Origin of the sequence: Streptomyces sp. DSM 15324, assembly GCF_001514285.1 — a bacterium.
GTDB lineage: Bacteria > Actinomycetota > Actinomycetes > Streptomycetales > Streptomycetaceae > Streptomyces.
This window is the reverse complement of sequence record NZ_KQ949023.1, coordinates 1,352,040-1,377,453: the sequence shown is the minus strand read 5'-3', so window position 1 is coordinate 1,377,453 and position 25,414 is coordinate 1,352,040. Positions and strand designations below refer to the sequence as shown.

The following is a 25,414-nucleotide window of genomic DNA, read 5'->3' as shown; positions in this document are numbered from 1 at the left end:
CGGTTCAGGGACCGGTCCTGGCGTAGACGCTCCCGACCCAGGAGGCGATCTGGCCCTCGCTCAGATGACGGGCGAGGTCGGCCTCGCTGATCATGCCGACCAGTCGCTTGTTCTCGATGACGGGGAGCCTGCGGATCTGGTGGTCCTGCATCTCGCCGAGCACGTCACCGATGTCGGCGTTCGCGTCGATCCAGCGCGGGGTGCCCCGGGCCATCTCTCCGGCGGTGACCTTCGCCGGGTCGCGGCCCATGGCCACGCAACCGACGACGATGTCGCGGTCGGTGAGGATGCCGCAGAGCCGGTCCTCGTCGTCGCCTATGGGCAGGGCTCCGACATTGAGTTCGCGCATCAGCTGTGCGGCGCGGTCGAGGGTTTCATGGGCGGGGATCCAGCGGGCGCCCCGGTGCATGATGTCTCCGGCTGTGGTCATGGGTACCTCCCGGTACCGGACGGCCGGCGCGGCGCGGGGGGCACCGCTGGTCCCGGCGCCCCTCCATTCTCGCCGTGCCCGCGGGCGCCCGCATCTCCCCCGGCCGCGCGGTTGTGCCTCGGCTCACCCGCCCCACGCCGGATGGCGCGGATCGTCCGCACGGACGAGGACGTCGGCCGTGGCGGTGGGGTCGGTCTCGGTGGCGTAGGTGTCGAAGGCGGGGAGTGTCCACCGGTCCGCATCCGGGGTGCGCCGGCGCAGGGCGGCCGGGGAGAGTTGGACATGGACGGTGAAGTCGAAGGGGAACCAGTGTCGTAGGAGGAGGGGACCGTGCAGCAGGAGAAAACCGCCGGGCGGGAGGTCGACGTAGGAACTGCGGGTGGCGCGGTCCGTGGCCGGGTCCCAGAAGTCGGGCAGGATCCGTCCGTCGCCTCCGGGCTCCAGGGGGCCGAACACCTCGCGCCAGAGGGTGCCGGTGTCGAACCAGCCGTCGTAGTAGGCCTCGACGTCGTGCCGGCCGTACTCCAGGCGGAGGGAGGCAGGACGCAGAAAACCGTGGGCGTCCACGACACGGGAGGCGCGACCGCGTATCCGCAGCGCCTCGGCGACGCGGGCGGCGAGGTCTCCGGGGCAGGCCGCCGGGGCGCCGTCGAAGGCGACACGGGGCCAGGGGCTGCCGTCCGCCGGCTTCAGGTCGAGCAGCCGCTCGGCGAGGAGGTCGCCGAGCCGTTCCCAGGTGATCGCTTCGAGTCGCACACGGCCCATGATGCGTCAGGCACCGGTCACGACGCGTCGTGGTCGCCGTGCCGCGGCAGATCACGGCGGGCGGGCACGAGCCGGGGCGCCGGCCGGGTGCTACCGCGCCCACCAGCGGGAAGGAAGCCTGCATGGCAGCACTGGCAACTCCTTCCTCCCGCACCGGCCTTCTCGTCGTCCAGCCGCTTCGCCGGAAGTACTGCGCGGCCTGTCGCCGGGGGCCGCAGCCGATGCTGGTGCTGGAGGAGGACGGGTCCCGCTGTCTGGACTGCGCCGACCTGGGGCATCTGGTGTTCCTGCCGCGCGGGGACACGGCGCTGACGCGCAGGTCGCGGGAGGAGAGCGGGCTGTCGGCGGTGGTCGTGCGGTTCAACCGGCGCAAGGGGCGCTACGAGCGGCAGGGGGTCCTGGTCGAGGAGGCGGGGCTCGCCCGGGCCGAGCAGCGGTGCCTGGCCGACGCCGAGGCCCGCCGGCGGCGCCGGCTGCGGGACGCGCGGCGGCGGGCGGCGGCGGACGCACGGTTCACGGAGGCGTTCACGGCGGAGATCCTTCGCCTGCTGCCCGGCTGCCCGGTGGCGCGGGCCGGGGAGATCGCGGCCCACGCCTCGGTGCGGGGCAGCGGGCGGGTGGGCCGTAGCGCCGCCGGGCGGGCGTTGACCGAGGGCGCGGTGATCTCGGCGGTCGCGGCCTCAGTACGGCATCTGGAGACGCCGTACGACGAACTGCTGATGAACGGCGTACCGCGCAACGAGGCGAGACGGCGGATCGGCGCGCGGGTGGAGGCTCGGCTGCGGGAATGGCGGGAGGGGGAGGGTGGGGAGGGGGAGGGGGCGGGGGGGGAGCCCCCCCCGGGATTTCCCTTGAGGTGACAGTGCCGGGGCAGGCAGGATCTTCGATCGACAGGGGGAGTTAAGGGTGACAGTGATCGACGGGCCGTATCCGATGCTCGCGCTGCTCGGGGCCGTCACCACGGGCGTGATGGCGGGGGTGTTCTGCGCGTTCTCGGTGCTGGTGATGCGGGGGCTGGCCAAGCTGCCGGCCGCGCAGGGGGTCGCCGCGATGAACGCGATCAACTCCTCGGCGACGACGCCGCTGTTCCTGGTGCTGTTCCTGGGGGCGGCGGGGCTGTGTGCGGGGATCGCCATGGTGACGTTCCTGCTGTGGCCGGACGAGGGGACGTTGCCGTTGCTGCTGGGCAGCGGGCTGTATCTGGTCGGTGCCTTCGGGGTGACCGTCATGGCGAACGTGCCGCGCAACGAGGCGCTGAGGAAGCTGGAGCAGGGAGCGCCGGAAGCGGCGGCGTACTGGCCGACGTATGTGCGGCAGTGGACGCGCTGGAACCATGTGCGGGCGGCCACCTCGGCGGCGGCGGCGATCGTGTACGCGATGTCCCTGGTCTGAACCGTCCCGTCCCTCTCTGGTCGGGGCCCTATCTCTGGTCGGGGCCCTTTCTCCGGTCGGGGGCAGCTTCTCTGACCGGAGACAGCTTCTCTGACCGGGGGCAGTTTCTCTGACCGGGGCCCTTTCTCCGACGGGGCTGCGTCCGCCTCTCTGCAGGGCGGACGGACCGGACGTATCGTGGCCGGAGAGTGCCGCCCGTTGACGCTCGGCCTGTCCACGCGTACGCAAGGAAGACGCCCATGGCCGATCCCAAGGGATTCATGACCACCCCCCGCCAGGACTGGCCCCGTCGGCCGGTCGAGGAGCGGGTCCGGGACTGGGACGAGGTGTACGTCCCCGGCGCGCTCCTGCCCATCGTCAGCAAGCAGGCCGACCGCTGTATGGACTGCGGGGTGCCGTTCTGTCACGACGCGTGTCCGCTCGGCAACCTGATCCCGGAGTGGAACGACCTGGTGTCGCGAGAGGACTGGCGGGCGGCGAGCGACCGGCTGCACGCGACGAACAACTTCCCCGAGTTCACCGGACGGTTGTGTCCGGCGCCGTGCGAGGCGGGGTGCGTCCTCGCCATCAACCAGCCCGCCGTGACGATCAAGAACGTCGAGGTGGCGATCGCCGACCGGGCCTGGGCCGAGGGGTTCGCGCCGCCGAGCCCGCCGGACCGGCTCTCGGGGAAGACGGTGGCGGTGATCGGTTCCGGACCGACGGGGCTGGCCGCCGCGCAACAGCTCACCCGGGCCGGGCACACGGTCGCGGTGTACGAGAGGGACGACCGGATCGGCGGTCTCCTGCGGTACGGCATCCCCGCGTTCAAGATGGAGAAGCACCATCTGGACCGGCGCATCGAGCAGATGATCGCCGAGGGGACGCGGTTCCGTACGGGGACGGCGGTGGGCCGGGACGTGGGCGCGGCGGAGTTGCGGGCGCGCTACGACGCCGTGGTGATCGCCACGGGGGCGACGGCCTGGCGGGAACTCCCGGTGCCGGGACGAGGGTTGGCTGGGATACATCAGGCGATGGAGTATCTTCCGCTGGCCAACCGGGTGTGCGAGGGCGATCTCGAGGTCTCGCCGATGTCGGCGGCCGGACGTCATGTGGTGATCGTCGGTGGCGGGGACACCGGCGCGGACTGCCTGGGGACGGCGATCCGCGAGGGCGCGGCCTCGGTGACCCAGCTGGACATCTATGCCCAGCCCGGCGCGGACCGCGACGAGGACACGGATCCCTGGCCGACGTACCCGAAGATCTACCGGCTGTCGGCCGCGCACGAGGAGGCGCGCGATCTGCGCAGTGCGCCGGCGGCCGACGCGGACGCGCGCCTGTTCGCCGCGTCCACGCTCCGCTTCACCGGGGACGAGGACGGGCGGGTGCGGTCGTTGCATCTGGTCGAGGTGGACGCGCGGCGCCGAGCGGTGGCGGGCAGCGAGCGGGAGCTGCCGGTGGACCTGGTACTGCTGGCGCTGGGGTTCTCCGGGCCCGACCGTGCGGACGGGCTGGTGGACCAGCTGGGGCTGACGCTGGAGCCGCGCGGCACCATCGCGCGGGACGGTGACTTCGCGACGAACGTCCCCGGCGTGTTCGCCGCCGGGGACGCGGCACGCGGCCAGTCGCTGATCGTGTGGGCGATCGCGGAGGGGCGTGCGGTGGCGGCGGCGGTGGACCGTCGGCTCTCGGGCGGCTCGCGCCTGCCGGCGCCCATATCGCCGTACGACCGGCCCATGAGCGTGTGACGGCACCCCCGCGCTCCGCAGCAGACCGGCACCGCCGCGCTCCGCGACAGACCGGCACCGCCGCACTCCGCGGGAGACGTGCCCAGGGCCCCCGTCGTGAGACGCGCCGGGGGTCCTTGGGCCGGGTTAGGGCTTGCGTGCCACCGCCCCGTAGCCCGGGATGACGCCGTCCTCCTGGCCCGGGACCGGCTCGCCGAGTTCGGGGTGCCAGTCGGGTACGACGGCCAGGCCCGGGTCGACGAGGTCGAGGCCGTCGAAGAAGCGGCCGAACTCCTCGCGGGAGCGCAGGGCCAGGGTGACGCCCGCGGCCTTGAGTTTCTCCGTGGCCGCCGCGGACTCCTCCGGGGTGAAGTCGGCGGTGGCATGGGTCATCATCAGGTAGCTGCCCGAGGGGAGTTCGGCGAGCAGCCGGGCGACGAGTTCGTGCGCGCCGTCGGCGTCGGGGACGAAGTGCAGCAGCGCGACGAGCGACAGAGCCACGGGCCGGGTGAGGTCGAGGGTCTTCCCGGCCCCCTCGATGATGGCGGCCGGGTCGCGGACGTCCGCCTGGAGATACTCGGTGGCCCCGCCGGGCGTGCTGCGCAGCAGTGCCGCCGCGTGGGCGAGCACGATGGGGTCGTTGTCGCAGTAGACCACGCGGGCGTCCGGTGCGATCTCCTGGGCGACCTGGTGCAGATTGGGCTCGGTGGGAATGCCGGTGCCGATGTCCAGGAACTGGCGGATGCCGTTGCGGGCCAGCCAGCGCGTGGCGCGGTGCATGAAGGCGCGGTTGACTCGTGCCATGACCGGCACGCGCGGGTCGAGCGCGAGCATCTGGCGGCCCATGGCCTCGTCGACGGGGTAGTTGTCCTTGCCCCCGAGGTACCAGTCGTACATCCGTGCGGGATGCGGCTTGCTGGTGTCGATCTCGACAGCGGGGGCGGATTCCTGCCCGGTCATGAAACGCTCCATAAGACGCAACGAATAATCAAGTCAGTGCCAAATCAAGGAAGTAGAGCGACAGAAACCAACGGTGTGACGAAACGTGATAGGAAGCGATCGATGGCGATCAGGTCAGGACAGTAGGAAGTCGGCATCCCCCGCCTTGGCCCCCTCGATGAAGGCCGTCATCTCGTCGGTGGTGTAGATCAGCGCCGGACCGTCCGGGTCGGTCGACTGACGGACAGCTATCCGGCCGTCGGCGAGCTTCATCGCCTCCAGGCAGTTGCCGCCGTTCCCGCCGCTCCAGGGCTTGTGCCAGCCTTCGCTGCCCAAGTCCCGCGCGGGCATGCCGTTGTAGACCCGTTTGCGCGGCTTGATGCGATCCATTCACAGCTCCTTGCGGAAATCCCGGAGGATCTCCTTCGTGCGATGTGCAGTAGCGGCCTGCGCCGCCATGCGGTCCATGACCTCGAGATGGGTCGCCACCTCGGTGCGCGCGTCGAGGTAGACCGCGCCGGTCAAGTACTCGCTGTAGACCATGTCCGGAAGCTCCGGCATGGCGAATCGGAAGAGCACGAAGGGCCCGTAGGTGCCGGGGTGCGGCCCGTTGGAGAACGGGGCCACCTGCAGCGTCACATGGGGCAGCTTCGTCGCCTCGAGCAGTTTGTCGATCTGCGCGCGCATCACCTCCGGTCCGCCCACCGGGCGGCGCAGCACCGTCTCGTCCATCACGACCCACAACCGGGGCGCGTCGTCACGAGTGAGCAGTTCCTGGCGTTGCATGCGCAGGTCGACGAGACGCTGGATGTCCTCCGGCCGGGTCTGGCCGATGGCTCCGGACTTCAGGACCCCGCGCGCGTAGTCCTCGGTCTGGAGCAGACCGGGGACGAAGTGCGGTTCGTACTGGCGGATCAGGGAAGCCGCGCCCTCCAGGCTGACGTGCATCGAGAACCAGCCGGGCAGGACGTCGTGGAAGCGCTGCCACCAGCCCGGCTTGTTGGCCTCCTCGGCCAGCTGCACGAACCCCTCGGCCTCCGCGTCGGTGACGCCGTAGGCCTTCAGCAGCAGTTGGAGGTAAGGGATCTTGAGGCCGACCTCGGCCATCTCCATCCGGCGGACGGTGGCGGGGGCGACCCGCAGGATGCGGGCGGCCTCCTCGCGCTTGAGCCCCGCGCGTTCCCGCAGGTCCAGCAGGCGCCGGCCGAGGACGACCTGTCCGACGGTCGGCGCGGACCGCGGTTCGCTCACGCTCCACCTCCACGAAGAGCCCCGGCCGCCCGGTCGCCTCGGTCGCGCTGAGCAGCCCCGACCGGCCGGTTGACGGAACGAATCCTGACAGCCTTACGGCGCCATTCGAAGACTGTTCGAAGGATCTGTACGACTCCGTACGGATCTCCGGTGTCTCAACTGGCGCCGCTCAACATGCTGTTGCGAGCAGTGTGCCACGGCCCTCCACCGCGTCACACAGCACTCTGCATTTTTCAGAGTGACACTTGCCAAGTGTTCACGGCGCGGCGATAGTGGCAAGCGTGATTCCGTCCGCGCCTTTAGGAACAGACGCCGCCGCAGGCCGCCCCCAGGGTCTCGGTGCCGCCCCGGGAGCAGGCCCCGAACAGGCCGCTGCCGAGCGCCGGTTCCGATTCGAGCTGGCCGCCCATCCGGGTTCCCCCGCCCAGGCCAGACGCCTGGCACGGGCCCGGCTGACCGGCTGGTCGGTGTGCGAGGACACCTGCGACACCGCGGCTCTCGTCATATCCGAGCTGGTCACCAATGCGATCGTGCACACCGCCAGCGATGTCGTCGTGTGCGAGCTGCTCGACGGTGACGACGTCCTGCGCATAGCAGTGCGCGATCAGGGCTGTACCGCCGAGAATCCGCATCCTTCGCCGCAGCGTCCCGAGGAGGAGCACGGGAGGGGATTGCTCCTCGTCGAGGCCCTCTGTCATGCGTGGGGCGCCCAGGAGCACGGCTCCGGCCTGCTGGTCTGGGCCGACCTGCCGCGCGGCGCGGACGGACCGGAGGCGGCCGTCCAGCCGCCCGTCGGCGCCGACGCCTCCGTCGAGGAGTACGCCGAACCGCGCGACGACCTCGGCTGGGGCGCCCGTCCCAAGCCCGGCCCGGCCGACGGCCCCGGGGACGAGGACGAGGCGGTGGAGCAGATGCACCGCGACCGGGTCCAGGGCGAGCGGACCTACGGCGAGCAGACCTACGACGAGCGGACCCACGGCGAGCAGACCCACGGCGAACAGATTCGCCCCGGTGGGACACAGCCTGGCCGGCCGCACCTCGGCCGGACCGATTCCGAGCCATCTTCAGAGCCGGCCGATTCCCGGCCCACCGATTCCCGGCCCACCGATTCCCGGCCGGCCGATTCCCGGCGGACGCCGTCACGCGGTGCGGCGGAGGCGTACGCGGCCGAGCTGATGCGTCGGGCCCCCTCCGGCATGCCGAAGCCCCTCAGCGGGACCTCGGGCAGGCTCCCGGCCAAGGAGCACCACGTCCCGGAGCAGCGCCCGGCCGGCCCCTTCGGCCCGGAGCGCCGCATCCCGGAACAGCGGGTGTCCGACCTCTGCGTCCTGGAGGACCAGGGACCGAGTCACCGCGCCCTGGACCAGGCCGTCTTCGGGCACGCACCCATGGGGCACACCGCCGTCGGCCACATCCACGGTCACAACCCGCTGAACCACCGCGCGTCTGAGCACCGCACGCCCGAGCACCGCTCAACCGACCACCGGGCGACAGAGCACCGCACGCCCGACCACCGCGCGACAGAGCACCGCACGCCCGACCACCGCGCGACAGAGCACCGCACGCCCGACCACCGCGCGACAGAGCACCGCACGCTTGATCACCGCGCACCGGCCCACCGCGCACCGGATCACGGCACCGCAGCCGCCCACCGCGCCCCGGATCACGGCGCGGCCGACGCCCTCCGCGTGGACGAGCGCGGCGCGGACCCCCGCACCACGCCCCACCAGGCCACCGGCCACTCCCCCGCTCCGGTCACTCCCGTCGGCGAGGTCTCCGTCCCGCGTCCGTTCCCCGGCGTCGGGGGCGGCACGGGGCTCGCCCGGTTCGAGAGAAGCCGAGAGCGGGGGAGGGCATGAGCGGCGCGCCCGGCCGCAGGTCGGTGCGCTCCCTCGACACCCTCGTCCGGCTGCGGCGCGATCTGGGCCCCGTCCCGGAGCCGCCCCGGCGGCTGGCCATGCCGGACGGCATGATCTCCCCGCTGGGGTGTGACGCCGTGGTCGTACCGGTCGGTATCGGCCCGCTGCTCATGCCCCGGCTGCCCCGCGTGGGCTGTGTCTACGCCGACGAGGCGCACTGGTGGTGGCTCGTCCCGTCGGACTCCGACTACGCCCTGGAGTGGCCCGCCCCGGCGCGGTACACACCCGGTGCGATCGTCCCGGAGTCACTGCCCGCCCCGGACCTCATCCACCGACCGGACGGCACCCTTCCGTACACTCCGCCGATCCCGCTCTACCTGGCCCTGTGCCGCCTCACGGGCACGACACCCACCTGGTCCCGCCCGATCAGCGCCTGAGCCCTGTCGGTGCACGGGTCCTCCCCTACGGCACCTCGGATACGGCACCTCGGATACGGCACCTCGCATCGGGCGCAGCCGCAGTCCCTGCGTACCGCCGTCCACCGCGAGGGCGGTGCCGGTGACACTGGCCGCCGCGGGACCCGCGAGGTAGAGGATGTCGTCGGGGCTGGTCGGTTCCCGGATGTCGTGGCCGGTGCCGGGCCGAGCGGCACCGAGCCGCACCGAGCGGCAGCACGACCCCACCAGGTCAGTCCGTGGCGTCGCCGCCCCGGACGATCACCAGGAAGGTGTCGGTCGCGAGGTCCATGACGACCTCGGCGGCCAGTCCCTCCATGCGGCGGGCGTGCGCGAACTCCTCCGCGGGCCACGATCCGCGCGGCCCGCCTGCGGGAAAGCGCTCGAGCACGGTTCGCCCGTTCACCATCTCGCACCTCCAGAAAGCGTTGTACTCGTAGGAGTTAACGCCCTCCGGAGGCCGGGAAGCTCGCTCGGTTGCGTTACTGAGACGTAGTTGACACGGGTTCGGCGCGGACCGTGAGGATCCGGTCACGTTCCGGACATCTCCGGCACGGTGTGTATCAGAAGTCGTACCCGCCGTGAGGGCGGACAGGGGTGCCCGCCGGTGGTTGCGGGGCCGTGGCGCGCGGAGCGAAGCCGTCAGACCGCGAGCGGCACTTCGGGTGCCGGGCTCGTCAGGCCCAGGCGGTCGCGGCGTGCGGCGAGTTCGCCGAGGAGTTCGGCGAGCAGGGCCCGGTGCCCGGGGCCGAGCCGGCCGGTGTCGTCGAGGTGGACGGCGCAGGCGGTGGTGGTGTCGACGAGCCGTTCGAGGAGGGCGGCGACCTCGTCGGTGCCCTCGGTGTGCCGGGCGAGGGCGGGCAGTTCGTGGGCGGCGTGGGCGATGGCGGTGCGGGCCTCGGCGAGGGTGCGGTAGGCCTCGCGGCGCAGGGTCCAGCGGACGGCGCGGTCGTCGGGGCCGTCGAGGACGTGGCTGAGGTAGGCGTGCGCGGCGCCGGTGGCCGCGGTGAGCCGGGCGCGTACCCGACCGCCGCGCTCCCCCGGCATCGGGACGTGTCCGACGACGATGACGATCGCGCAGGCCAGCAGGGTCTCGGCGATGCGGCTGACGGAGGCCTGCGGCTCGCCGCCGACCATCACCAGGGACAGCACGAGCACGGTGACGACGGCGGTCTGCGCGGCGAAGTGCCGGGTGGAGACGGGGATCAGCGCCCCGCAGACGGCGACCAGCGCGACGAGTCCCTCCGGCCGTGGCAGCACGGCGGCGAAGGCGGCGAACAGCAGGGCGCCGAGCACGGTCCCGGCGGCCCGGCACAGCACCCGGGACACCAGCGGTCCGAGGTCGGGCTTGACGAGGAAGACGGCGGTGGCGGGCAGCCAGTACCAGTGGGTGTGCTGCCCGTACCAGTGGGAGTGGTGCAGGGCCTGGGCGATGGCCGCGCTGGCGCCGAAGCAGAGGGCGACCCGCAGGCCGTACTCGCGCCCGCCCGCCCCGAACGCGGTGCGCAGCAGGGCGCGGGGGCTGCGCCGGCGGGTGTGCAGGTCGCCTCCGCCGCCCTGGTCGAAGGCCTCGGCGGCGTGCAGCAGTGCGTCGTCGAGGGCGCGCAGCGCGGGCGCGGACCGGGAGGGGGCGGGCAGCGGCCCGGTGGGGGTGGTGTCGCGTACGGCGGCGGCGAGCCGCCGGAGGCCTTCGGCGGCCCGGGCGGAGACGGGTTCCCCGGCCCAGGCGAGGGCGGTCGCGGCCTCGGCGAGGGGCAGTGCGGCGGCGTACTGGGCGTGCAGTCGGCGTTCGGCGGCGGAGCTGGCGAAGCGGCGCAGGCGGGGGCCGGTGAGGGCGTCCTGGGCGTGGTCGAGGGCGGCGGTGAGGGCGGCACGGCGGCCGGTGGCGTGGGGGGTGCCGGCGGCGTCGAGGAGGTCGGCGACGGCGTCGTACACCTCGGAGACGGCGGCGCGCTCCCCGTCGAAGCGGAAGTCGCCGGTCAGGGCGCCGGGGGTGGGCAGCGCGAGCCGTAGGGCGAGCAGCCAGCCGGCGCCGGCGAGGAAGGCGAGGGCGCGCGCCCAGCCCGCTTCCGGCACCGGCATCCCGGCGCCGATGGCCGCCGCCACCAGCAGCTGTGTCCCGGCGCCGGAGGCGACGGGTCCGATGGCGCTCATCCCTCCGGCGAGCAGGCCGAGGCCGGTCAGTCCGGCCGTCAGCGCGACGGCGCCGACCTGGTCGCCGACGTAGGTCCCGACGAGCATGCCGGCTGCTCCCGCGAGGGCGGGCGCGCCGAGCCGCTTGACGGCGGCGCGCCTGCTGCCGGGCCGGTCGTTGATCCCGGCGAGCATCGCGGCGATGGCGGCGACGACGCCGAGGGACACGCGGTCGGTGAGGACGGCGGTCAGCAGCAGCGGCCCGGCGGCGAGCGCGCCGCGGGTGACCGCGCTCCAGGGGACGGGTCCGCGCTGGGTGCGCAGGGCGTGGGCGAGCCAGGGCGGCAGGACTGTGCGAACGGCAACGGCGGAACGCGGGGACACGGGGCTCCTGTCGTATCGAGGGCGGGTGTGCCTTCGGGCGACGACGGCCGGGGCGGTCAGCGGTGGGCTGTGGTGTCCACGGTAGGGGGTGGTTCGGGGGATCGGGGGGCGGTTGCGTTGCGGCAAGGTGACGGCTGGGCCCGATCCCGCCTTCTTTATGAACGCAACGCCCGGAAGGGCACTTCTCGTGGGGAAGGGGCGGGAATGCGGGAGCGGGGCCGCGGGCGCGGGCTCAGGGCTTCCCCCACACCCGTCTCTTCGGCACCGGTCGTGCGAAGCTCCCCGCCCGGCTCGTCGTCAGGCCCAGGTGCACCAGGGACTCCGCCAGCTTCACCGCGGCTCCCACGCCGTCCACGACGGGCACGCCCAGTTTCTCGGCCACCGTCGTCTGGAGGCCCGTCATGCCGGCGCAGCCCAGGACCAGGACCTCCGCGCCCGCGTCGCGGGCCTGTTCGGCCGCCGTGAGGAACGCCGCCTCGGTGCGTTCCCGGTCGCCGAGGTCGAGGACGCCGAGGCCGGTGCCGACGACGGCGGCGCAGTTGCGGCCGACGCCGGCGAGTTCCAGGCTGTCCTCGATCTGGCCGCAGGAGCGTTCCAGGGTGGTGACGACGCCGTAGCGGCGGCCCAGGAGGCAGGCCAGGTGGGCGGCGGCCTCGGTGATGTCGACGACGGGGACGTCGACCAGCTCCCTGACGCCTTCGCGGCCGTGTTCGCCGAAGCCGGCCATGACGACGGCGTCGTACGGCGGGCCGTGGTAGGTGCGCAGGCGGTCGATGACGGCGGCCGCCGAGAGGTAGCTGTCCAGCCAGCCCTCCGCCGACTCCGGTCCCCATGCGGGAGTGAGGCCGAGCACGGCGGTGCCCGGGCCTGCCGCGGCCCGGGCACCTCGCACGATCTCCTCGGTCATCTCCTGCGTGGTGTTGCAGTTGGTGACGACGATCCGTACGGTGCGCACGCTTCTCAGACCTCCGTGGGCTGTTCGGGGGCGGCCGCCCGCTCGGTGCGGGTCAGCAGGACGTAGAGGCCGGCCGCGAGGGCCGTGCCGATGAACCAGGAGTAGGGGGCGACGTCGCTGAAGGTCTTCACCAGGGCGAGGACCGCGGCGACCGCGGCGGAGGGCAGGAACGCCCACAGCGCCTTGGGGTTGACGCCCTTGCGGTAGTAGTAGCGGGAGCCGGGGGTGGCGTCGAACAGTTCGTTCACGTCGACGCGGCCGCGCTTGACCAGGTGGTAGTCGACCATGATCACGCCGAACAGCGGGCCGAGGAAGGCGCCGAGGCCGCCGAGGAAGTAGTTGACGACGGTCGGGTTGGAGAAGAGGTTCCAGGGGGTGACGACGAGCGCGGCGACCGTGCTGATCATGCCGCCGACCTTGAAGCTGATCTTCTGGGGCCAGACGTTGGCGAGGTCGTACGCCGGGGAGACGAAGTTGGCGACGATGTTGACGCCCATGGTGGCGACGGCGAAGGTCAGCGCGGCCAGGACGAGCACCCAGGTGTTGCCGACCTTGGCGACCAGTTCGGCCGGGTCGGTGATGGCTTCGCCGAACACCTCCAGCGAGCCGGCCGTGACGATGACCGACACCACCACGAACGCCGTCGAGTTGACGGGCAGACCCCAGAAGTTGCCGCGCCGGACCGTGCGGTAGTCGGGGGCGAAGCGCGAGAAGTCGCAGAAGTTGAGCATCAGCGTGCCGTAGGTGGCGAGGATCAGGCCGATCGCGCCGAACCACTGCCGCCACTGCTCGCCCACGGAGACGGGGTGCGGGGTGGTGGTGAGCGAGATGGTCCAGCCGGCCTTGGCCAGCACCCAGACCGCCAGCGCGATCATGACGAGCCAGATGGCGGGGCCGCAGAAGTCCTGGAACTTGCGGACGGACTCCATGCCCTGACTGATGATCAGGGCCTGGATCAGCCAGAGGGAGACGAAGGAGACCCAGCCGAGGGCGTCGAGGCCGAGGAAGGAGTGGTGGGTCCAGGACTCCAGGCCCGGCCAGGCCGCCAGCAGCATCACGTTGACCGCGACGGACGCCAGATAGGTCTGGATGCCGTACCACATGATGGCGATCACGGCCCGGATGAGGGCGGGGATGTTGGCGCCCCAGACGCCGAAGCTGATCCGGCTGACGACGGGGAAGGGCACGCCGTGGCGCTGGCCGATCCTGCCCATCCAGTTCATGCCGATGTAGATGAGCACGAAGCCGACGAGGAGGGAGGTGAAGACCTGCCAGACGTTCATGCCGAGGACCAGCAGACCGGCGGCGAAGGTGTAGTTGCCGAGATTGTGGACGTCGGACATCCACATGGCGAAGAGGTCGAAGACCTTCCAGTTCCGCTTCTCGGCGGGGGCGAGGTCTTCGTTGGTGAGCCGGGGGTCGGGGACGAACGCGGGTGCGCCGGTGGCTTCGGCGCTGTCGGCGAGGGACACGGGGGCCTCCAGGAGGTGGATCGCCGGATGCGGAATCCTCGTTTGGTATACCAAACTGCGGCCATGGTGCTCCCGTCAAGCGTTGCGACCGATGTCCGTCCCGTTACGGCTCCGTAAAAGCACCCCGGGGTCGGCGAAGATGGCCTCATGAGCCCCTCGGCGAAGATCGAACCCCTCGGAGCGGTGCGCGAACGCGTCCTGGCCACCCTGCGGCAGGACATCATCGCGGGCCGCCTGCGTCCCGGCGACCGGCTCGTCGAGCGCGAACTGGCCGAACGGTTCGGCGTCTCACGGGTGCCGGTCCGGGAGGCCATCCGGTCCCTGGTCGCCGAGGGCTTCGTCCTCTTCGAGTCGGCGCGCCGCACCGTCGTCCGCCGTCTCACCCCCGAGGACGTCGAGGAACTCTTCGAACTGCGCGAGGCGCTGGAGGTGTACGCGGCCGGACTGGCCGCCGCCCGCGCCACCCCGGACGCCCTGGCCGAGCTGCGCGCTCTCCTCGACCAGGCGGCCGCCGCCACCGCCGCCGGGGACGCCGAGACGATCACGGACGTCAACACCCGCTTCCACGACGGCATCCTCGCGATGGCCGGGAACAGCCTGCTGATCTCGGTCATGGAACCCGTCGACGGCCGGATGCGCTGGCTCACCCGGCAGAACGAGGAGTGGCCCCAGCTCCTCGCCGAACACCGCGAGTTGTACGACGCCATCGCCTCCGGCGACCCCGACCGGGCCCGCGCCCACGCCCTGCGACACGTCCAGGCCAACCACCGCTCCAGCGTGCGGCACCTCTTCGGGGACCTCTCCCCCGGGCTCCCGGGGTCGGACACCCGGCGGGAGGGACGGGCGTGATGACCGGCGCGGCCGGCGGCGCCCGGAACGCCGCCGCCGGCGCCCCGCTCGACACCCGCGCCGCCGTCCGCCACCCCACCGGGGCCGCTACCCGGGCAGTCCCGCCGCCTCCGCCGCCGTGCGCAGGACGTCCCTGAGCATCTCGGGGGTGAGCCGGCCGGTGAAGGTGTTGCGCTGGCTGACGTGGAAGCAGCCGAACAGCTCCAGTGGTCCCTCCGTCCCCGCCAGCGTCACCCGTGCCCCGTGCCCGAACACCGGCCGGGGACGGGGTACCGCCCAGCCCGCCTCGGCGAACGCGGGCAGTGCGGCCTGCCAGCCGTACGCACCGAGGACGACGACCGCGCGCAGCGTCGGCCGCAGCAGCCGCAGTTCCCGGACGAGCCAGGACCGACAGGTGTCCCGCTCCTCGGGCGTGGGCCTGTTCGCGGGCGGCGCACAGTGCACCGGCGCGGTCACCCGCACCCCGTACACCCGCAGCCCGTCGTCCGCGGCGACGGAGGTGGGCTGCGAGGCGAGCCCCAGCTCGTACAGCGCCCGGTACAGGACGTCTCCGGAGCGGTCGCCGGTGAACATACGGCCCGTGCGGTTGCCGCCGTGCGCCGCCGGGGCGAGCCCCACGATCAGCAGGCGGGCGTCCGGCGGACCGAAGCCGGGCACCGGGCGGCCCCAGTACGTCCAGTCGGCGAACGCCGCCCGCTTGACGGCGGCCACCTCCTCCCGCCACTCCACCAGCCGAGGGCACGCCCGGCATGCCACGAGCCGCCGGTCGAGATCGGCGAGACTGGTGGGACCGGTGGGACCGGAGCGGTGTGCCGCACCCATGGCTCCACCGTACGCGCCGCCGCCGGGCCGGGAGGGCGAGGCCCCGGACGTCATCGGTGCGAGGGCACCGCTCTCGCCCAGATCCCGTCCTCCGTCAGATACCGGTCGACCGTCAGGCCCGCCTCCGCCAGCGCCTCCTCGAACTGTTTCTCGGTGAGGGGTCGGGAGAGGAAGGTCTGGGTCCAGGTCGCGTCCGGGAACTCGAACTCCGCGTGGACGGAGCGGACGCCGTCGCCGATCGGCTCCGAGGAGAGCACGCGCACGGTGAAGCCGGCCGGGTCGACGCGCTGGCGGGGCACGTCGGTGTGGTAGTCGGCGCCCTCGCGCTGGATCAGGACGCACCCTCCGGCGGCCAGATGCTGTGCGCAGACGCGGAGCATGCTCCGGCGGACCTCCAGGTCGCCGCTGTGGACGAGGAAGGAGGCGAGCAGCACCACGTCGAAGGTCTCGTCGAGGTCGAGGTCTTCGATGGAGGCGCATAAGGTGCGTGCGCCCCGGACCCGCTCCAGCATCTCGGGGGACTCGTCCACCGCGGTGACGGTGAACCCGCGGTCCACGAGGGCGTGGGTGACGCGGCCGACCCCGCTGCCGAGTTCGAGGATGTGCGCGCCGGCGGGGACCGCCGCGGCGATGACGTCCGGCTCGTCCCGCACCGGCAGCCGTGAGTAGAACTCGACCGCGCAGCCGTCCGGGGTGATCGCTCCTGGGCCCGTGCCCGCGTATCCGTGTCGCATCTCAAGTCGCATGCCCGTCCAACGGCCCGCTTCCGCTCAGCCGTTCCCCTCTCGCACACGTTCACCCGTTCGTGTCACGGGAGCCGGCCGTTCTCAGCCACTCTCCGTCGCCCCGCGGCGCCCTCCGTCGCCCCGCGGCGCCCTCTTGCGCCCTCCGTCTCCCTGGAGAACGCGGGGACGGAAGAGTACGTTGCAGAGGAGGAGTGGTGACCCGATGCGTACAGGCAGTGAGCCGACGACAGCGCGCAGTGCACTGCGGATGCGTGCCTGGCTGAGCGTGTGGGGACTGGTGTGGGCGGTCTTCGGGACGGCCGCGTTCTCCCTCGCGGGGCGTCCCGGCTGGGCGGCCGCCTGCGGAGTGCTCTCGGTGGTGGTCGGCGTGGATCTGGCAATGATCGTCCGGCACCTGCGGCAGGGCCCGCACTACCAGCCCGGCCGCGACATCCCGCCCTACCGGCCGCCGGACCAGCGTCACCCGTGACCGCCCGGCCCGGTCAGGTCTCGAAGCGGGCCGCCTTGAGGTACTGCGGGTTGGGGTCCAGCGCGGCCGCCAGCCGGAAGTGGCGCTTCGCCTGGTCTGCGCGGCCCTGCCGCTCGTAGGTGCGGGCGAGCGCGAAGTGCGCGTACGCGTTGTCCGGCTCCCGCTCCAGTACGACGGTGAACTCCAGCTCCGCGGGCCTGAGTTGGGCGGCGGCGAAGAAGGCGCGGGCGCGCAGCAGGCGGGCGGCCGTGTTCTCGGGGTGTGCGGCTATGACACTGTCGAGCAGTTTCACCGCGCCCCGCGGGTCCCGTGCGGCGAGCAGTTGCTCCGCGGCACGGAAGTCGATGACGTGCGTCTCCGGAGTACGTCCGGTCGAACCGCTGGTATCGGGCACGGAAAAATCCTTCCCTTGCTGGCAGGGTTCAACGCGCGGAACGAGCGCCCCTATTCCGTGGACTGCCGCGCCCTGCGCGTCAGCTCGGCCCACACGTCCTGCACGCGCCGCTCCAACTCCGGCAGCGGTACGTCGTTGTCGATGACGATGTCGGCGATCTTCCGGCGTTGCTCGCGGGTGGCCTGGGCGGCCATCCGGGCGCGGGCGTCCTCCTCGGTCATGCCACGCAGCCGGACCAGCCGGTCGAGCTGGGTGTCGGTGTCCGCGTCGACGACGATCACGAGGTCGTAGAGCGCGGCGAGGCCGTTCTCGGTGAGGAGGGGGACGTCGTGGACGACGACGGCGTCCTCGGGGGCGGCGCTCTCCAGTGCGCGGGAGCGGGCGCCGACCAGGGGGTGCACGATCGAGTTCAGGACGGCCAGCTTCTCGGGGTCGGCGAAGACGATCGAGCCGAGCCGGGGCCGGTCCAGGCTGCCGTCCGCGGTCAGCACGTCCTCGCCGAAGGCGTCGACGACCGCCGCCAGCCCGGGTGTTCCGGGCGCGACGACCTCGCGTGCGATGCGGTCGGCGTCGATCAGCACGGCTCCGCACCGGACGAGCAGCCGCGACACCTCGCTCTTGCCGGCGCCGATCCCGCCGGTCAGGCCCACCTTCAGCATGAGGCGAAGCTTAGGGCCTGCCGGGGACCGCCGTCCCCGCAGGCCCCGTAGCCGTACCGGCTGTGCCGCCGGGCCCGGTGCCGCTGGCCCCCTGCCGCTGGCCCCCCTGCCACTGGCCCCTCGGCGCCAGCGCTCAGTTGTCGCCTTCGCGTTCCGCCAGGAAGCGTTCGAACTCCAGGCCGATCTCGTCCGCCGAGGGGATGTCGGCCGGTTCGGCGAGCATGTTGCCCCGGGTCTCTGCGCCGGCGGCGGCGTCGTACTGGTGCTCCAGGCCCTGGACGAGGGAGGTGAGCTCCTCGTCGCCCTCGCGGATCTGGCGCTCGATCTCGGTCTGGGTGCGGTGGGCGTCCGTGCGGAGGCTGTGGGCGATGCCCGGCAGGACCAGTCCGGTCGCCGCGGTGATCGCCTCGAGGACGGTGAGCGCCGCGTCGGGGTAGGCGGAGCGGGCGATGTAGTGCGGGACGTGCGCGGCGACGCCGAGGACGTCGTGACCGGCCTCCATGAGGCGGTACTCGACGAGCGCCTCGGCGCTGCCGGGGACCTGGGCCTCGTCGAAGGGGCTGCGGTGGCCGGGGACCAGGTCCGTGCGGCTGCCGTGCGGGGTCAGACCGACCGGGCGGGTGTGCGGGACGCCCATGGGGATGCCGTGGAAGTTCACCGACAGGCGTACGCCGAGGCGCTCGACGATCTGCTTCACCGCGGCGGCGAAGCGCTCCCACTCGACGTCCGGCTCGGGGCCGGACAGGAGCAGGAAGGGTGCGCCGGTGGTGTCCTGGACGAGCCGCACCTCGATGGCGGGTTCCTCGTACTCCGTCCAGCGGTCGCGCTTGAAGGTCAGCAGCGGCCGACGGGCGCGGTAGTCCACCAGCCGGTCGTGGTCGAAGCGGGCGACGAGCTGGTGGGGCAGCGAGTCGAGGACCCGGTCGACGATCTGCTCGCCGGTCTCGCCCGCGTCGATGTATCCGTCGAAGTGGTAGAGCATGACAAGTCCGGCCGACTCCTGGGCGAGCGCCATGTCGACCACGGCCAGCCCCTTCGGCTCCCATGCGTACAAACCCTGCGGATCAAGCACCTGGACCGCTCCTCCTCGTGTTCCTCCATGTCAACGCGCCTACGGGCGTGGGCATTCCCGCCGCGCGGGTGCTTGCTCGGCGGGGAGGCGGAAAAAGCCGAGGGGCCGCACCTCGAAAGGTGCGGCCCCTCAGTCAGGAGCTACTGCTCAGTGCAGCTGCTGCTCGGTGAGCGATCAGCTCTGGCCGCCGGCCAGCTTCTCGCGCAGAGCGGCCAGCGCCTCGTCCGAGGCCAGGGCACCGGAGGTGTCCGCGCCCTCGGAGGAGTACGAGCCACCGGTCGCGGTCGGAGCCGCGGCCTCGCCGCCCTCGGCGGCAGCGGCCTCGTCGGCCTCGCGGGACTTGATGACCTGCTTCTGGTGCTGCTCGAAGCGGGTCTGCGCCTCGGCGTACTGCTGCTCCCACGTCTCCCGCTGGGTCTCGTAGCCCTCGAGCCAGTCGTTGGTCTCGGGGTCGAAGCCCTCGGGGTAGATGTAGTTGCCCTGGTCGTCGTAGGACGCGGCCATGCCGTACAGGGTCGGGTCGAACTCGACCGAGGCCGGGTCGGCACCGAAGGACTCGTTGGCCTGCTTCAGCGAGAGGCTGATGCGACGACGCTCGAGGTCGATGTCGATGACCTTGACGAAGATCTCGTCGTTGACCTGGACGACCTGCTCCGGGATCTCCACGTGGCGCTCGGCCAGCTCGGAGATGTGGACCAGACCCTCGATGCCCTCGTCCACGCGGACGAACGCACCGAACGGAACCAGCTTCGTGACCTTGCCGGGCACGACCTGGCCGATCTGGTGGGTGCGGGCGAACTGCTGCCACGGGTCTTCCTGGGTCGCCTTCAGCGACAGGGAGACGCGCTCGCGGTCCATGTCGACGTCGAGGACCTCGACCGTGACCTCCTGGCCGACCTCGACGACCTCGGAGGGGTGGTCGATGTGCTTCCAGGACAGCTCGGAGACGTGGACCAGACCGTCGACGCCACCCAGGTCCACGAAGGCACCGAAGTTGACGATCGAGGAGACCACACCGGAGCGGACCTGACCCTTCTGCAGGGTCGTGAGGAACGTCTGGCGGACCTCGGACTGGGTCTGCTCCAGCCAGGCACGGCGGGACAGGACCACGTTGTTGCGGTTCTTGTCCAGCTCGATGATCTTCGCCTCGAGCTCCTTGCCCACGTAGGGCTGGAGGTCGCGGACGCGGCGCATCTCGACCAGGGAGGCCGGGAGGAAGCCGCGGAGGCCGATGTCGAGGATGAGACCACCCTTGACGACCTCGATGACGGTACCGGTGACGATGCCGTCCTCTTCCTTGATCTTCTCGATGGTGCCCCAGGCACGCTCGTACTGGGCGCGCTTCTTCGAGAGGATCAGGCGGCCTTCCTTGTCCTCCTTCTGGAGGACCAGGGCCTCGATCTCGTCGCCGACGGCGACGACCTCGTTGGGGTCGACATCGTGCTTGATCGAGAGCTCGCGGCTCGGGATGACACCTTCGGTCTTGTAACCGATGTCGAGCAGGACCTCGTCCCGGTCGACCTTCACGATGACGCCGTCGACGATGTCGCCGTCGTTGAAGTACTTGATCGTCTCGTCGATCGCGGCGAGGAAGGCTTCCTCGTTACCGATGTCGTTGACCGCAACCTGCGGGGTGGTGGCGGTGGTCTCGGTGCTGCTCGTCATGTGGGAAAGGGCTCCGGTTACGGACAGAAAGTCGTAGGTACTGCTACGCCGGGAGCCCGTATCGCTCTGATGAAGCCGGACAGCTCAAGAAGCGCCCCACCGGCCGAACCGGTGATGCGCCTCGACAACCGAGGGGACATACAACAGATGCGAGCGCAGCCTGCTCCGTCTGAGGTGCGCAGGCCCGCAGCGCAACTTGTAGCATACGGGGGCAGCCGGGCAGGGTCAATGCGCGAAGGCGCACACCCGGGGCAGAACGCCGCATAACCGGCACACAACCTTTCTCCTGAGGTCACGCGGGCCGCAGGAAGCCCCTCCGGTGACACTCCGGAACACGTCGAGTGGCACCGTCGGGCGGGTTGCACGGAAGAGTACGACGAGGGAGCCGATCATCCAAGAGCCCGCATCGTCCGCGCCCCTGTCCGACCCGGCCATCGAGCCGGAGGCCACCAGGCGCGACGCAGACGTCACGGAGAGTTCCCGGGCCAACCGCGGCTGGTGGGACCGCAACGCGGACGAGTACCAGATCGAGCACGGCACGTTCCTCGGCGACGACCGCTTCGTCTGGGGCCCCGAGGGCCTGGACGAGGTGGAGGCCGAGCTGCTCGGCCCGGCCGAGGACCTCAAGGGCAAGGACGTCCTGGAGATCGGCGCCGGCGCGGCCCAGTGCTCGCGCTGGCTGGCCGCCCACGGGGCGCGTCCGGTCGCCCTGGACCTCTCCCACCGCCAGCTCCAGCACGCGCTGCGGATCGGCGGGGCGTTCCCGCTGGTGTGCGCGGACGCCGGGGCGCTGCCCTTCTCCGACGGCTCCTTCGACCTGGCCTGCTCGGCGTACGGGGCGCTGCCCTTCGTGGCCGATCCGGTGCTGGTGCTGCGGGAGGTCCGCCGGGTGCTGCGGCCGGGCGGGCGGTTCGTGTTCTCGGTGACCCACCCGATCCGCTGGGCGTTCCCGGACGAGCCGGGCCCGGAGGGGCTGACCGTCTCGGCCTCGTATTTCGACCGGACGCCGTACGTCGAGGTGGACGAGCGGGGTCAGGCGGTCTACGTCGAGCACCACCGCACGTTCGGCGACCGGGTCCGTGACATCGCCGCGGCGGGTTTCCGCCTGGTCGACGTTGCGGAGCCGGAGTGGCCGGTGTGGAACACCTCCGAGTGGGGCGGCTGGTCCCCGCTGCGCGGCAACCTGATCCCGGGCACGGCGATCTTCGTCTGCGCACGGGACTGAGCCGGCGTACGACACTGGGGGCGTGATCCTCCGTGACGACGCCCTGGCCGCGCTGCCCGTGCGCGCCGCCCTGCCCGCCCTGACCGAGGCCCTGGACGGGCACGGCACCGCCGTCCTGGCCGCGCCGCCCGGTACCGGCAAGACGACGCTCGTCCCGCCGGCGCTGGCCGGGCTGCTGGGCGAGGGGCCGGCGCGGCGGGTGGTGGTGGCCGAGCCGCGGCGGATCGCGGCGCGGGCGGCGGCCCGGCGGATGGCGTGGCTGCTGGGCGAGAAGCCCGGCGGGAGCGTCGGGTTCACGGTCCGCGGGGAGCGGGTCGTGGGGCGGCACACGCGCGTGGAGGTCGTCACGACGGGCGTCCTGTTGCAGCGGCTCCAGCGCGACCAGGAGCTGGCCGGCGTGGACGTCGTCGTGCTCGACGAGTGCCACGAACGGCATCTGGACGCGGACACCTCGGCCGCCTTCCTGTGGGACGTACGGCAGACGCTGCGGCCCGAGCTGCGGCTGGTGGCCGCGTCCGCGACGACCGACACCGAGGGGTGGGCGCGGTTGCTGGGCGGGGCGCCGGTGGTGGAGGCGCACGGCTCCGCGCACGCGGTGGAGGTGGTCTGGGCTCCCCCGGCCCGTCCGGTACGGCCGCCGCACGGCATGCGGGTGGATCCGGCGCTCCTGGCGCACGTGGCGTCGGTGGTGCGGCGGGCGCTGGCCGAGCGGCCCGGGGACGTGCTGTGCTTCCTGCCGGGTGTCGGGGAGATCGCGCGGGTCGCCGGGCAGCTCGGGGGCCTGGACGGGGTGGACGTGCTCCAGGTGCACGGGCGGGCGTCCGCCGCCGTGCAGGACGCGGTGCTGGCGCCGGGTGAGCGGCGCCGGGTGGTGCTGGCGACCTCGGTGGCGGAGTCCTCGCTGACGGTTCCCGGGGTGCGGGTGGTCGTCGACTCGGGGCTGGCGCGGGAGCCGCGGGTGGACCATGCGCGCGGGCTGAGCGCGCTGGCGACGGTACGGGCCTCGCGGGCGGCGGCGCGCCAGCGGGCGGGGCGGGCCGGGCGGGAGGCGCCGGGGGTGGTGTACCGCTGCTGGACGGAGGCGGAGGACGCTCGTCTGCCGCGTTTCCCGGCGCCGGAGATCAAGGTGGCCGACCTCACCGCGTTCGCCCTCCAGGCGGCCTGCTGGGGCGATCCCGAGGCGTCGGGGCTGGCGTTGCTGGACCCGCCGCCGGGCGGGGCGATGGCGGCGGCGCGCGGTCTGCTGACGGCTGTGCGGGCGGTCGACTCCGCCGGTCGGGTCACGGACGACGGGAGGCGGCTGGCCCGGCTGGGGCTGCACCCGCGGCTGGGGCGGGCCCTGCTGGACGGCGCCTCGTCGGTGGGGGCGGAGCGCGCCGCGGAGGTGGTCGCCCTGCTGAGCGAGGAGGCTCCGCGGGAGTACGGGGACGATCTGGGCGCCGCCCTGCGCCGTGTCCGGCGTGGGGGTGACGCCTATGCCGGAAGGTGGCGTGCGGAGGTCCGGCGGCTGCGGGGCGTTCTGGCCGACGTGTCCCGGCCGCCCGCTCATGGCTCCGCGCCGGACGGCGGGCGCGAGGCCGGAGCGGGCGTCTCCGACGATCGTGCCGCCGGGCTCGTCGCCGCCCTCGCCTTTCCCGAGCGGGTCGCCAAGGCCGACGGTGGCTCGTACCTCATGGTCTCCGGGACCCGTGCCGGGCTCGGTGACGGCTCGTCCCTGCGGTCCGCTCCCTGGCTCGCCGTCGCCGTCGCCGACCGGCCGTTGGGGAAGGGGCACGCGCGCGTGCAGCTCGCCGCGGTGGTGGACGAGGACGTGGCGCGCGCGGCCGCCGGTGCCTTGCTTCAGGAGCGGGACGAGGTGCGCTGGGCGGACGGGGACGTCGTGGCGCGGCGGGTCGAGCGGCTCGGGGCGGTGGAATTGACGATGCGTCCGCTGCGGGACGCGGACGCCGCTCTCGTCCGGGAGGCCCTGCTGGAGGGGCTTCGGCAGGAGGGCCTGGGCCTGTTGCGGTGGTCGGCGGAGGCGCGGACGCTGCGGCAGCGGCTGGCGTTCCTGCGGCTGCACCGGGGGGAGCCATGGCCCGAGGTGTCGGACGAGGCGCTGCACGCGCGCGTGGACGAATGGCTGGAACCCGAGCTGGGCCGGGCCCGGCGGCGGGCGGACCTGGGGCGGATCGACGCCGGGGAGGCGCTCGGGCGGCTGCTGCCCTGGGCGTCCGGGGAGGCGGCGCGGCTGGACGAGCTGGCGCCGCAGCGGATCACCGTGCCGAGCGGGTCGGGGATCCGGATCGACTACGCGGATCCGGCGCGGCCGGTGCTCGCGGTGAAGGTGCAGGAGATGTTCGGGCTTCAGGAGTCCCCCCGGATCGCCGGGGTGCCGCTGCTGGTGCATCTGCTCTCGCCCGCCGGGCGGCCGGCCGCCGTCACCGCCGATCTCGCGTCCTTCTGGAAGGACGGGTACCGGGGGGTGCGGGCGGAGTTGCGGGGCCGGTATCCGAAGCATCCGTGGCCGGAGGATCCGGCCACGGCCGAGCCGACGCGGCACACCACCGCGCGGCTCAGGCGGTGAGCGGGGCCGGTGACGCTCAGACGGTCACCGGCTCCCGGTCGGCCGTCCTCGCGTCCGGCGGGGCCGCCGGGCGGCGGCCGCGGGCCTCCAGCCAGAGGGCCAGGGCGAGCAGCAGGGCGCCGAGGACGAGGCAGCCCCAGGGCACGGAGGACGTCATGAGCAGGACCAGGGTGCGGTTGTGCTTGACGAGGGCGACGGTGTGCTCGGTGTAGTCCTCGCGCATCTTGACGTGGCCCGCGAACGCGGTGACCTCGGCCCGGCCGCCGAGGAGGGTGCCGCCGCGCAGTTCCTCCTTGTGGATCTCCTCGCCGTAGACGGGTGCGCCGGTGAGCGGTTCCACCCAGAACCTGCGGACCGTCGTGTACCAGCGGGTGGTGCCGGTCCTGGCGACGGTCTCGGGGGTGATGCCGGCGACGGGCATCGTCTTCGGCAGGGAGACCTTGGTCCAGGGGATGGTCTGCTCGAAGTAGTAGACCTTCACCCCGCGGAAGTCCCGGGTGCCCTGGTAGTGGATGGGGTTGCTGGTGCGGGTCTGGGCGTCGAAGTACTCGTAGTCGCGTTTCTCGGTCAGGAAGGGCCACTTGAACTCGATGCCCTCGCGGCGGACCGGGTCGCCGTCGACGGACTCGCCGGGAGCGTGGACGGGCTCCTGGGTGCGGGCGTCGAAGATGTAGCGCTCGGGGACCTCGGAGACCATCTTGCCGTCGGGACCCTGGATGTAGGACAGGCCGTCCCAGACGACGACGTCCCGGCCGGCGGTCCTCTCGATCTTCTCGGAGGCCGCCACGTCACCTTTGAGGGTCTGCACGATCGTCACCCGGGGGACCGTGCGGGCGGTCATGGTGCCGTAGTCGAGGAGGGTGGCGTTCTTCGCCTCCAGGACCATCGTCTGGTATTCGTTCGCCGGGATCTTGGCCAGGCGCGGGAAGGCGTACCAGCGGACGAGCGGGGCGAGTGCCGCGCAGAACACGGCGAGGGCGAGCAGGACCAGGCTTGTCTTGCGGCGCATCTCGGCCTCCCTGCGGGGCGGTCACGGGTGGGCGGGCACGGTCGTCAGCAGGGGTTTCGGTGAGGTCCTGCCGGTGGGTGTGCCGATCGCGGAGACGGTGAGGACGAGGGCGAGCGCGACGGCGAGACCGGTCGCGGCGGCGATCAGGGCGCGCATGCGGACCTCCCGGCGAGTACGGTCTGCCGACCACTGGAGCT

The 25,414-nt window shown here is 72.6% G+C and carries 25 protein-coding genes and 2 pseudogenes; 9 read left to right on the top strand and 18 right to left on the bottom strand.

Going from position 1 to position 25,414, the window contains the following annotated elements; genetic code table 11:
• Window positions 1–4: 4 nt before the first annotated feature.
• A complete protein-coding gene (locus tag AQJ58_RS06055) occupies window positions 5–430 on the bottom strand; it encodes a CBS domain-containing protein (RefSeq protein ID WP_067245465.1) in 426 nt (141 codons plus the stop codon).
• Between the two features lie 123 nt (window positions 431–553).
• Window positions 554–1,195 (bottom strand): nucleoside/nucleotide kinase family protein, encoded by a 642-nt coding sequence (locus AQJ58_RS06050; RefSeq protein ID WP_067245463.1) that lies wholly within the window; start codon window positions 1,193–1,195, stop codon window positions 554–556.
• Between the two features lie 122 nt (window positions 1,196–1,317).
• Between AQJ58_RS06050 and AQJ58_RS06045 the strand changes: the two genes are divergently transcribed.
• The 3 genes from AQJ58_RS06045 to AQJ58_RS06035 all read left to right on the top strand — a co-directional run bounded on the left by AQJ58_RS06045 (window position 1,318) and on the right by AQJ58_RS06035 (window position 4,314).
• The gene (locus AQJ58_RS06045; RefSeq protein ID WP_079078708.1) at window positions 1,318–2,055 is read left to right on the top strand and encodes a DUF2293 domain-containing protein; all 738 of its coding nucleotides are present in this window, start codon (window positions 1,318–1,320) and stop codon (window positions 2,053–2,055) included.
• Window positions 2,056–2,107: 52 nt separating this feature from the next.
• Entirely contained in the window at window positions 2,108–2,587 is a 480-nt protein-coding gene (locus tag AQJ58_RS06040) for an anthrone oxygenase family protein (protein WP_067245455.1), read from the top strand.
• Window positions 2,588–2,826: 239 nt separating this feature from the next.
• On the top strand, window positions 2,827–4,314 hold the full coding sequence (locus AQJ58_RS06035; protein WP_067245453.1) for a glutamate synthase subunit beta: 1,488 nt from the start codon (window positions 2,827–2,829) through the stop codon (window positions 4,312–4,314).
• Window positions 4,315–4,440: 126 nt separating this feature from the next.
• Here the strand turns inward: AQJ58_RS06035 and AQJ58_RS06030 are convergent, their stop codons facing one another.
• From AQJ58_RS06030 to AQJ58_RS06020, 3 genes are all read right to left on the bottom strand, one after another.
• A complete protein-coding gene (locus tag AQJ58_RS06030) occupies window positions 4,441–5,253 on the bottom strand; it encodes an SAM-dependent methyltransferase (protein WP_067245451.1) in 813 nt (270 codons plus the stop codon).
• A gap of 114 nt (window positions 5,254–5,367) precedes the next feature.
• Window positions 5,368–5,622 (bottom strand): DUF397 domain-containing protein, encoded by a 255-nt coding sequence (locus AQJ58_RS06025; RefSeq protein WP_055638138.1) that lies wholly within the window; start codon window positions 5,620–5,622, stop codon window positions 5,368–5,370.
• Window positions 5,623–6,483: a helix-turn-helix domain-containing protein gene (locus tag AQJ58_RS06020; RefSeq protein WP_067245450.1), complete on the bottom strand. Its 861-nt coding sequence runs from the start codon at window positions 6,481–6,483 to the stop codon at window positions 5,623–5,625. It abuts the gene before it with no gap.
• A gap of 272 nt (window positions 6,484–6,755) precedes the next feature.
• Here AQJ58_RS06020 and AQJ58_RS06015 point away from each other — a divergent pair.
• Together AQJ58_RS06015 and AQJ58_RS06010 are read left to right on the top strand one after the other, a co-directional pair.
• Window positions 6,756–7,406 (top strand): annotated as a pseudogene (locus tag AQJ58_RS06015) (ATP-binding protein); the annotation flags it as partial.
• Between the two features lie 932 nt (window positions 7,407–8,338).
• Entirely contained in the window at window positions 8,339–8,779 is a 441-nt protein-coding gene (locus tag AQJ58_RS06010) for a hypothetical protein (protein ID WP_067245448.1), read from the top strand.
• A gap of 69 nt (window positions 8,780–8,848) precedes the next feature.
• Here AQJ58_RS06010 and AQJ58_RS44240 read toward each other — a convergent pair.
• The 5 genes and pseudogenes from AQJ58_RS44240 to AQJ58_RS05995 all read right to left on the bottom strand — a co-directional run.
• Window positions 8,849–8,938: pseudogene (locus AQJ58_RS44240) on the bottom strand (short-chain dehydrogenase); the annotation flags it as partial.
• Between the two features lie 91 nt (window positions 8,939–9,029).
• The gene (locus AQJ58_RS43745) at window positions 9,030–9,206 is read right to left on the bottom strand and encodes a hypothetical protein (RefSeq protein WP_199844529.1); all 177 of its coding nucleotides are present in this window, start codon (window positions 9,204–9,206) and stop codon (window positions 9,030–9,032) included.
• Between the two features lie 233 nt (window positions 9,207–9,439).
• A complete protein-coding gene (locus AQJ58_RS06005; protein WP_067245447.1) occupies window positions 9,440–11,314 on the bottom strand; it encodes an FUSC family protein in 1,875 nt (624 codons plus the stop codon).
• 232 nt (window positions 11,315–11,546) lie between these two features.
• Complete coding sequence (locus AQJ58_RS06000) at window positions 11,547–12,269, bottom strand: aspartate/glutamate racemase family protein (RefSeq protein WP_267892046.1); 723 nt, start codon at window positions 12,267–12,269, stop codon at window positions 11,547–11,549.
• Window positions 12,270–12,274: 5 nt separating this feature from the next.
• Entirely contained in the window at window positions 12,275–13,741 is a 1,467-nt protein-coding gene (locus AQJ58_RS05995) for an NCS1 family nucleobase:cation symporter-1 (RefSeq protein ID WP_067245445.1), read from the bottom strand.
• 147 nt (window positions 13,742–13,888) lie between these two features.
• Between AQJ58_RS05995 and AQJ58_RS05990 the strand changes: the two genes are divergently transcribed.
• A complete protein-coding gene (locus AQJ58_RS05990) occupies window positions 13,889–14,590 on the top strand; it encodes a GntR family transcriptional regulator (protein WP_067245439.1) in 702 nt (233 codons plus the stop codon).
• Window positions 14,591–14,677: 87 nt separating this feature from the next.
• Here AQJ58_RS05990 and AQJ58_RS05985 read toward each other — a convergent pair whose 3' ends face one another.
• A complete protein-coding gene (locus tag AQJ58_RS05985; RefSeq protein ID WP_067245852.1) occupies window positions 14,678–15,412 on the bottom strand; it encodes a uracil-DNA glycosylase in 735 nt (244 codons plus the stop codon).
• A 50-nt stretch (window positions 15,413–15,462) separates the two neighbouring features.
• Window positions 15,463–16,146 (bottom strand): class I SAM-dependent methyltransferase, encoded by a 684-nt coding sequence (locus AQJ58_RS05980; RefSeq protein ID WP_079078707.1) that lies wholly within the window; start codon window positions 16,144–16,146, stop codon window positions 15,463–15,465.
• 214 nt (window positions 16,147–16,360) lie between these two features.
• On the opposite strand from AQJ58_RS05980, the gene AQJ58_RS05975 reads away from it, so the two are divergent.
• Window positions 16,361–16,627: a DUF6343 family protein gene (locus tag AQJ58_RS05975; RefSeq protein WP_067245437.1), complete on the top strand. Its 267-nt coding sequence runs from the start codon at window positions 16,361–16,363 to the stop codon at window positions 16,625–16,627.
• Window positions 16,628–16,640: 13 nt separating this feature from the next.
• Here AQJ58_RS05975 and AQJ58_RS05970 read toward each other — a convergent pair whose 3' ends face one another.
• From AQJ58_RS05970 to rpsA, 4 genes are all read right to left on the bottom strand, one after another.
• On the bottom strand, window positions 16,641–17,021 hold the full coding sequence (locus AQJ58_RS05970) for a tetratricopeptide repeat protein (protein ID WP_067245436.1): 381 nt from the start codon (window positions 17,019–17,021) through the stop codon (window positions 16,641–16,643).
• A 50-nt stretch (window positions 17,022–17,071) separates the two neighbouring features.
• Window positions 17,072–17,680 carry a dephospho-CoA kinase gene (coaE, locus tag AQJ58_RS05965; RefSeq protein ID WP_067245435.1) on the bottom strand — a complete coding sequence of 203 codons (609 nt, stop codon included), beginning with the start codon at window positions 17,678–17,680 and terminating at the stop codon, window positions 17,072–17,074.
• Between the two features lie 133 nt (window positions 17,681–17,813).
• Complete coding sequence (locus tag AQJ58_RS05960) at window positions 17,814–18,752, bottom strand: PAC2 family protein (protein ID WP_067245434.1); 939 nt, start codon at window positions 18,750–18,752, stop codon at window positions 17,814–17,816.
• A 174-nt stretch (window positions 18,753–18,926) separates the two neighbouring features.
• The gene (gene rpsA / locus AQJ58_RS05955) at window positions 18,927–20,417 is read right to left on the bottom strand and encodes a 30S ribosomal protein S1 (protein WP_067245429.1); all 1,491 of its coding nucleotides are present in this window, start codon (window positions 20,415–20,417) and stop codon (window positions 18,927–18,929) included.
• A gap of 319 nt (window positions 20,418–20,736) precedes the next feature.
• On the opposite strand from rpsA, the gene AQJ58_RS05950 reads away from it, so the two are divergent.
• Window positions 20,737–21,642, top strand: coding sequence for a class I SAM-dependent methyltransferase (locus AQJ58_RS05950; protein WP_420712132.1), 906 nt, complete (start codon window positions 20,737–20,739; stop codon window positions 21,640–21,642).
• A gap of 25 nt (window positions 21,643–21,667) precedes the next feature.
• A complete protein-coding gene (gene hrpB / locus AQJ58_RS05945) occupies window positions 21,668–24,208 on the top strand; it encodes an ATP-dependent helicase HrpB (RefSeq protein ID WP_067245848.1) in 2,541 nt (846 codons plus the stop codon).
• Window positions 24,209–24,224: 16 nt separating this feature from the next.
• Here hrpB and AQJ58_RS05940 read toward each other — a convergent pair whose 3' ends face one another.
• Both AQJ58_RS05940 and AQJ58_RS42325 read right to left on the bottom strand, forming a co-directional pair.
• Entirely contained in the window at window positions 24,225–25,217 is a 993-nt protein-coding gene (locus tag AQJ58_RS05940) for a cell envelope lipid trafficking protein PgfA (protein ID WP_067245426.1), read from the bottom strand.
• Window positions 25,218–25,238: 21 nt separating this feature from the next.
• Window positions 25,239–25,373, bottom strand: coding sequence for an SPW_0924 family protein (locus AQJ58_RS42325; RefSeq protein WP_107121964.1), 135 nt, complete (start codon window positions 25,371–25,373; stop codon window positions 25,239–25,241).
• Between the last annotated feature and the right edge of the window lie 41 nt (window positions 25,374–25,414).

Bases quoted from the DNA above. Each gene is read 5' to 3' on its own strand.
- coaE (WP_067245435.1), bottom strand. From the start codon at position 17,680: ATGCTGAAGGTGGGCCTGACCGGCGGGATCGGCGCCGGCAAGAGCGAG.
- AQJ58_RS06025 (WP_055638138.1), bottom strand. From the start codon at position 5,622: ATGGATCGCATCAAGCCGCGCAAACGGGTCTACAACGGCATGCCCGCG.
- AQJ58_RS05980 (WP_079078707.1), bottom strand. From the start codon at position 16,146: ATGCGACACGGATACGCGGGCACGGGCCCAGGAGCGATCACCCCGGAC.
- AQJ58_RS06050 (WP_067245463.1), bottom strand. From the start codon at position 1,195: ATGGGCCGTGTGCGACTCGAAGCGATCACCTGGGAACGGCTCGGCGAC.
- AQJ58_RS06045 (WP_079078708.1), top strand. From the start codon at position 1,318: ATGGCAGCACTGGCAACTCCTTCCTCCCGCACCGGCCTTCTCGTCGTC.
- AQJ58_RS06030 (WP_067245451.1), bottom strand. From the start codon at position 5,253: ATGACCGGGCAGGAATCCGCCCCCGCTGTCGAGATCGACACCAGCAAG.
- AQJ58_RS06055 (WP_067245465.1), bottom strand. From the start codon at position 430: ATGACCACAGCCGGAGACATCATGCACCGGGGCGCCCGCTGGATCCCC.
- AQJ58_RS05940 (WP_067245426.1), bottom strand. From the start codon at position 25,217: ATGCGCCGCAAGACAAGCCTGGTCCTGCTCGCCCTCGCCGTGTTCTGC.
- AQJ58_RS06010 (WP_067245448.1), top strand. From the start codon at position 8,339: ATGAGCGGCGCGCCCGGCCGCAGGTCGGTGCGCTCCCTCGACACCCTC.
- AQJ58_RS43745 (WP_199844529.1), bottom strand. From the start codon at position 9,206: ATGGTGAACGGGCGAACCGTGCTCGAGCGCTTTCCCGCAGGCGGGCCG.
- AQJ58_RS42325 (WP_107121964.1), bottom strand. From the start codon at position 25,373: ATGCGCGCCCTGATCGCCGCCGCGACCGGTCTCGCCGTCGCGCTCGCC.
- AQJ58_RS06035 (WP_067245453.1), top strand. From the start codon at position 2,827: ATGGCCGATCCCAAGGGATTCATGACCACCCCCCGCCAGGACTGGCCC.
- AQJ58_RS05990 (WP_067245439.1), top strand. From the start codon at position 13,889: ATGAGCCCCTCGGCGAAGATCGAACCCCTCGGAGCGGTGCGCGAACGC.
- AQJ58_RS05985 (WP_067245852.1), bottom strand. From the start codon at position 15,412: ATGGGTGCGGCACACCGCTCCGGTCCCACCGGTCCCACCAGTCTCGCC.
- AQJ58_RS05975 (WP_067245437.1), top strand. From the start codon at position 16,361: ATGCGTACAGGCAGTGAGCCGACGACAGCGCGCAGTGCACTGCGGATG.
- rpsA (WP_067245429.1), bottom strand. From the start codon at position 20,417: ATGACGAGCAGCACCGAGACCACCGCCACCACCCCGCAGGTTGCGGTC.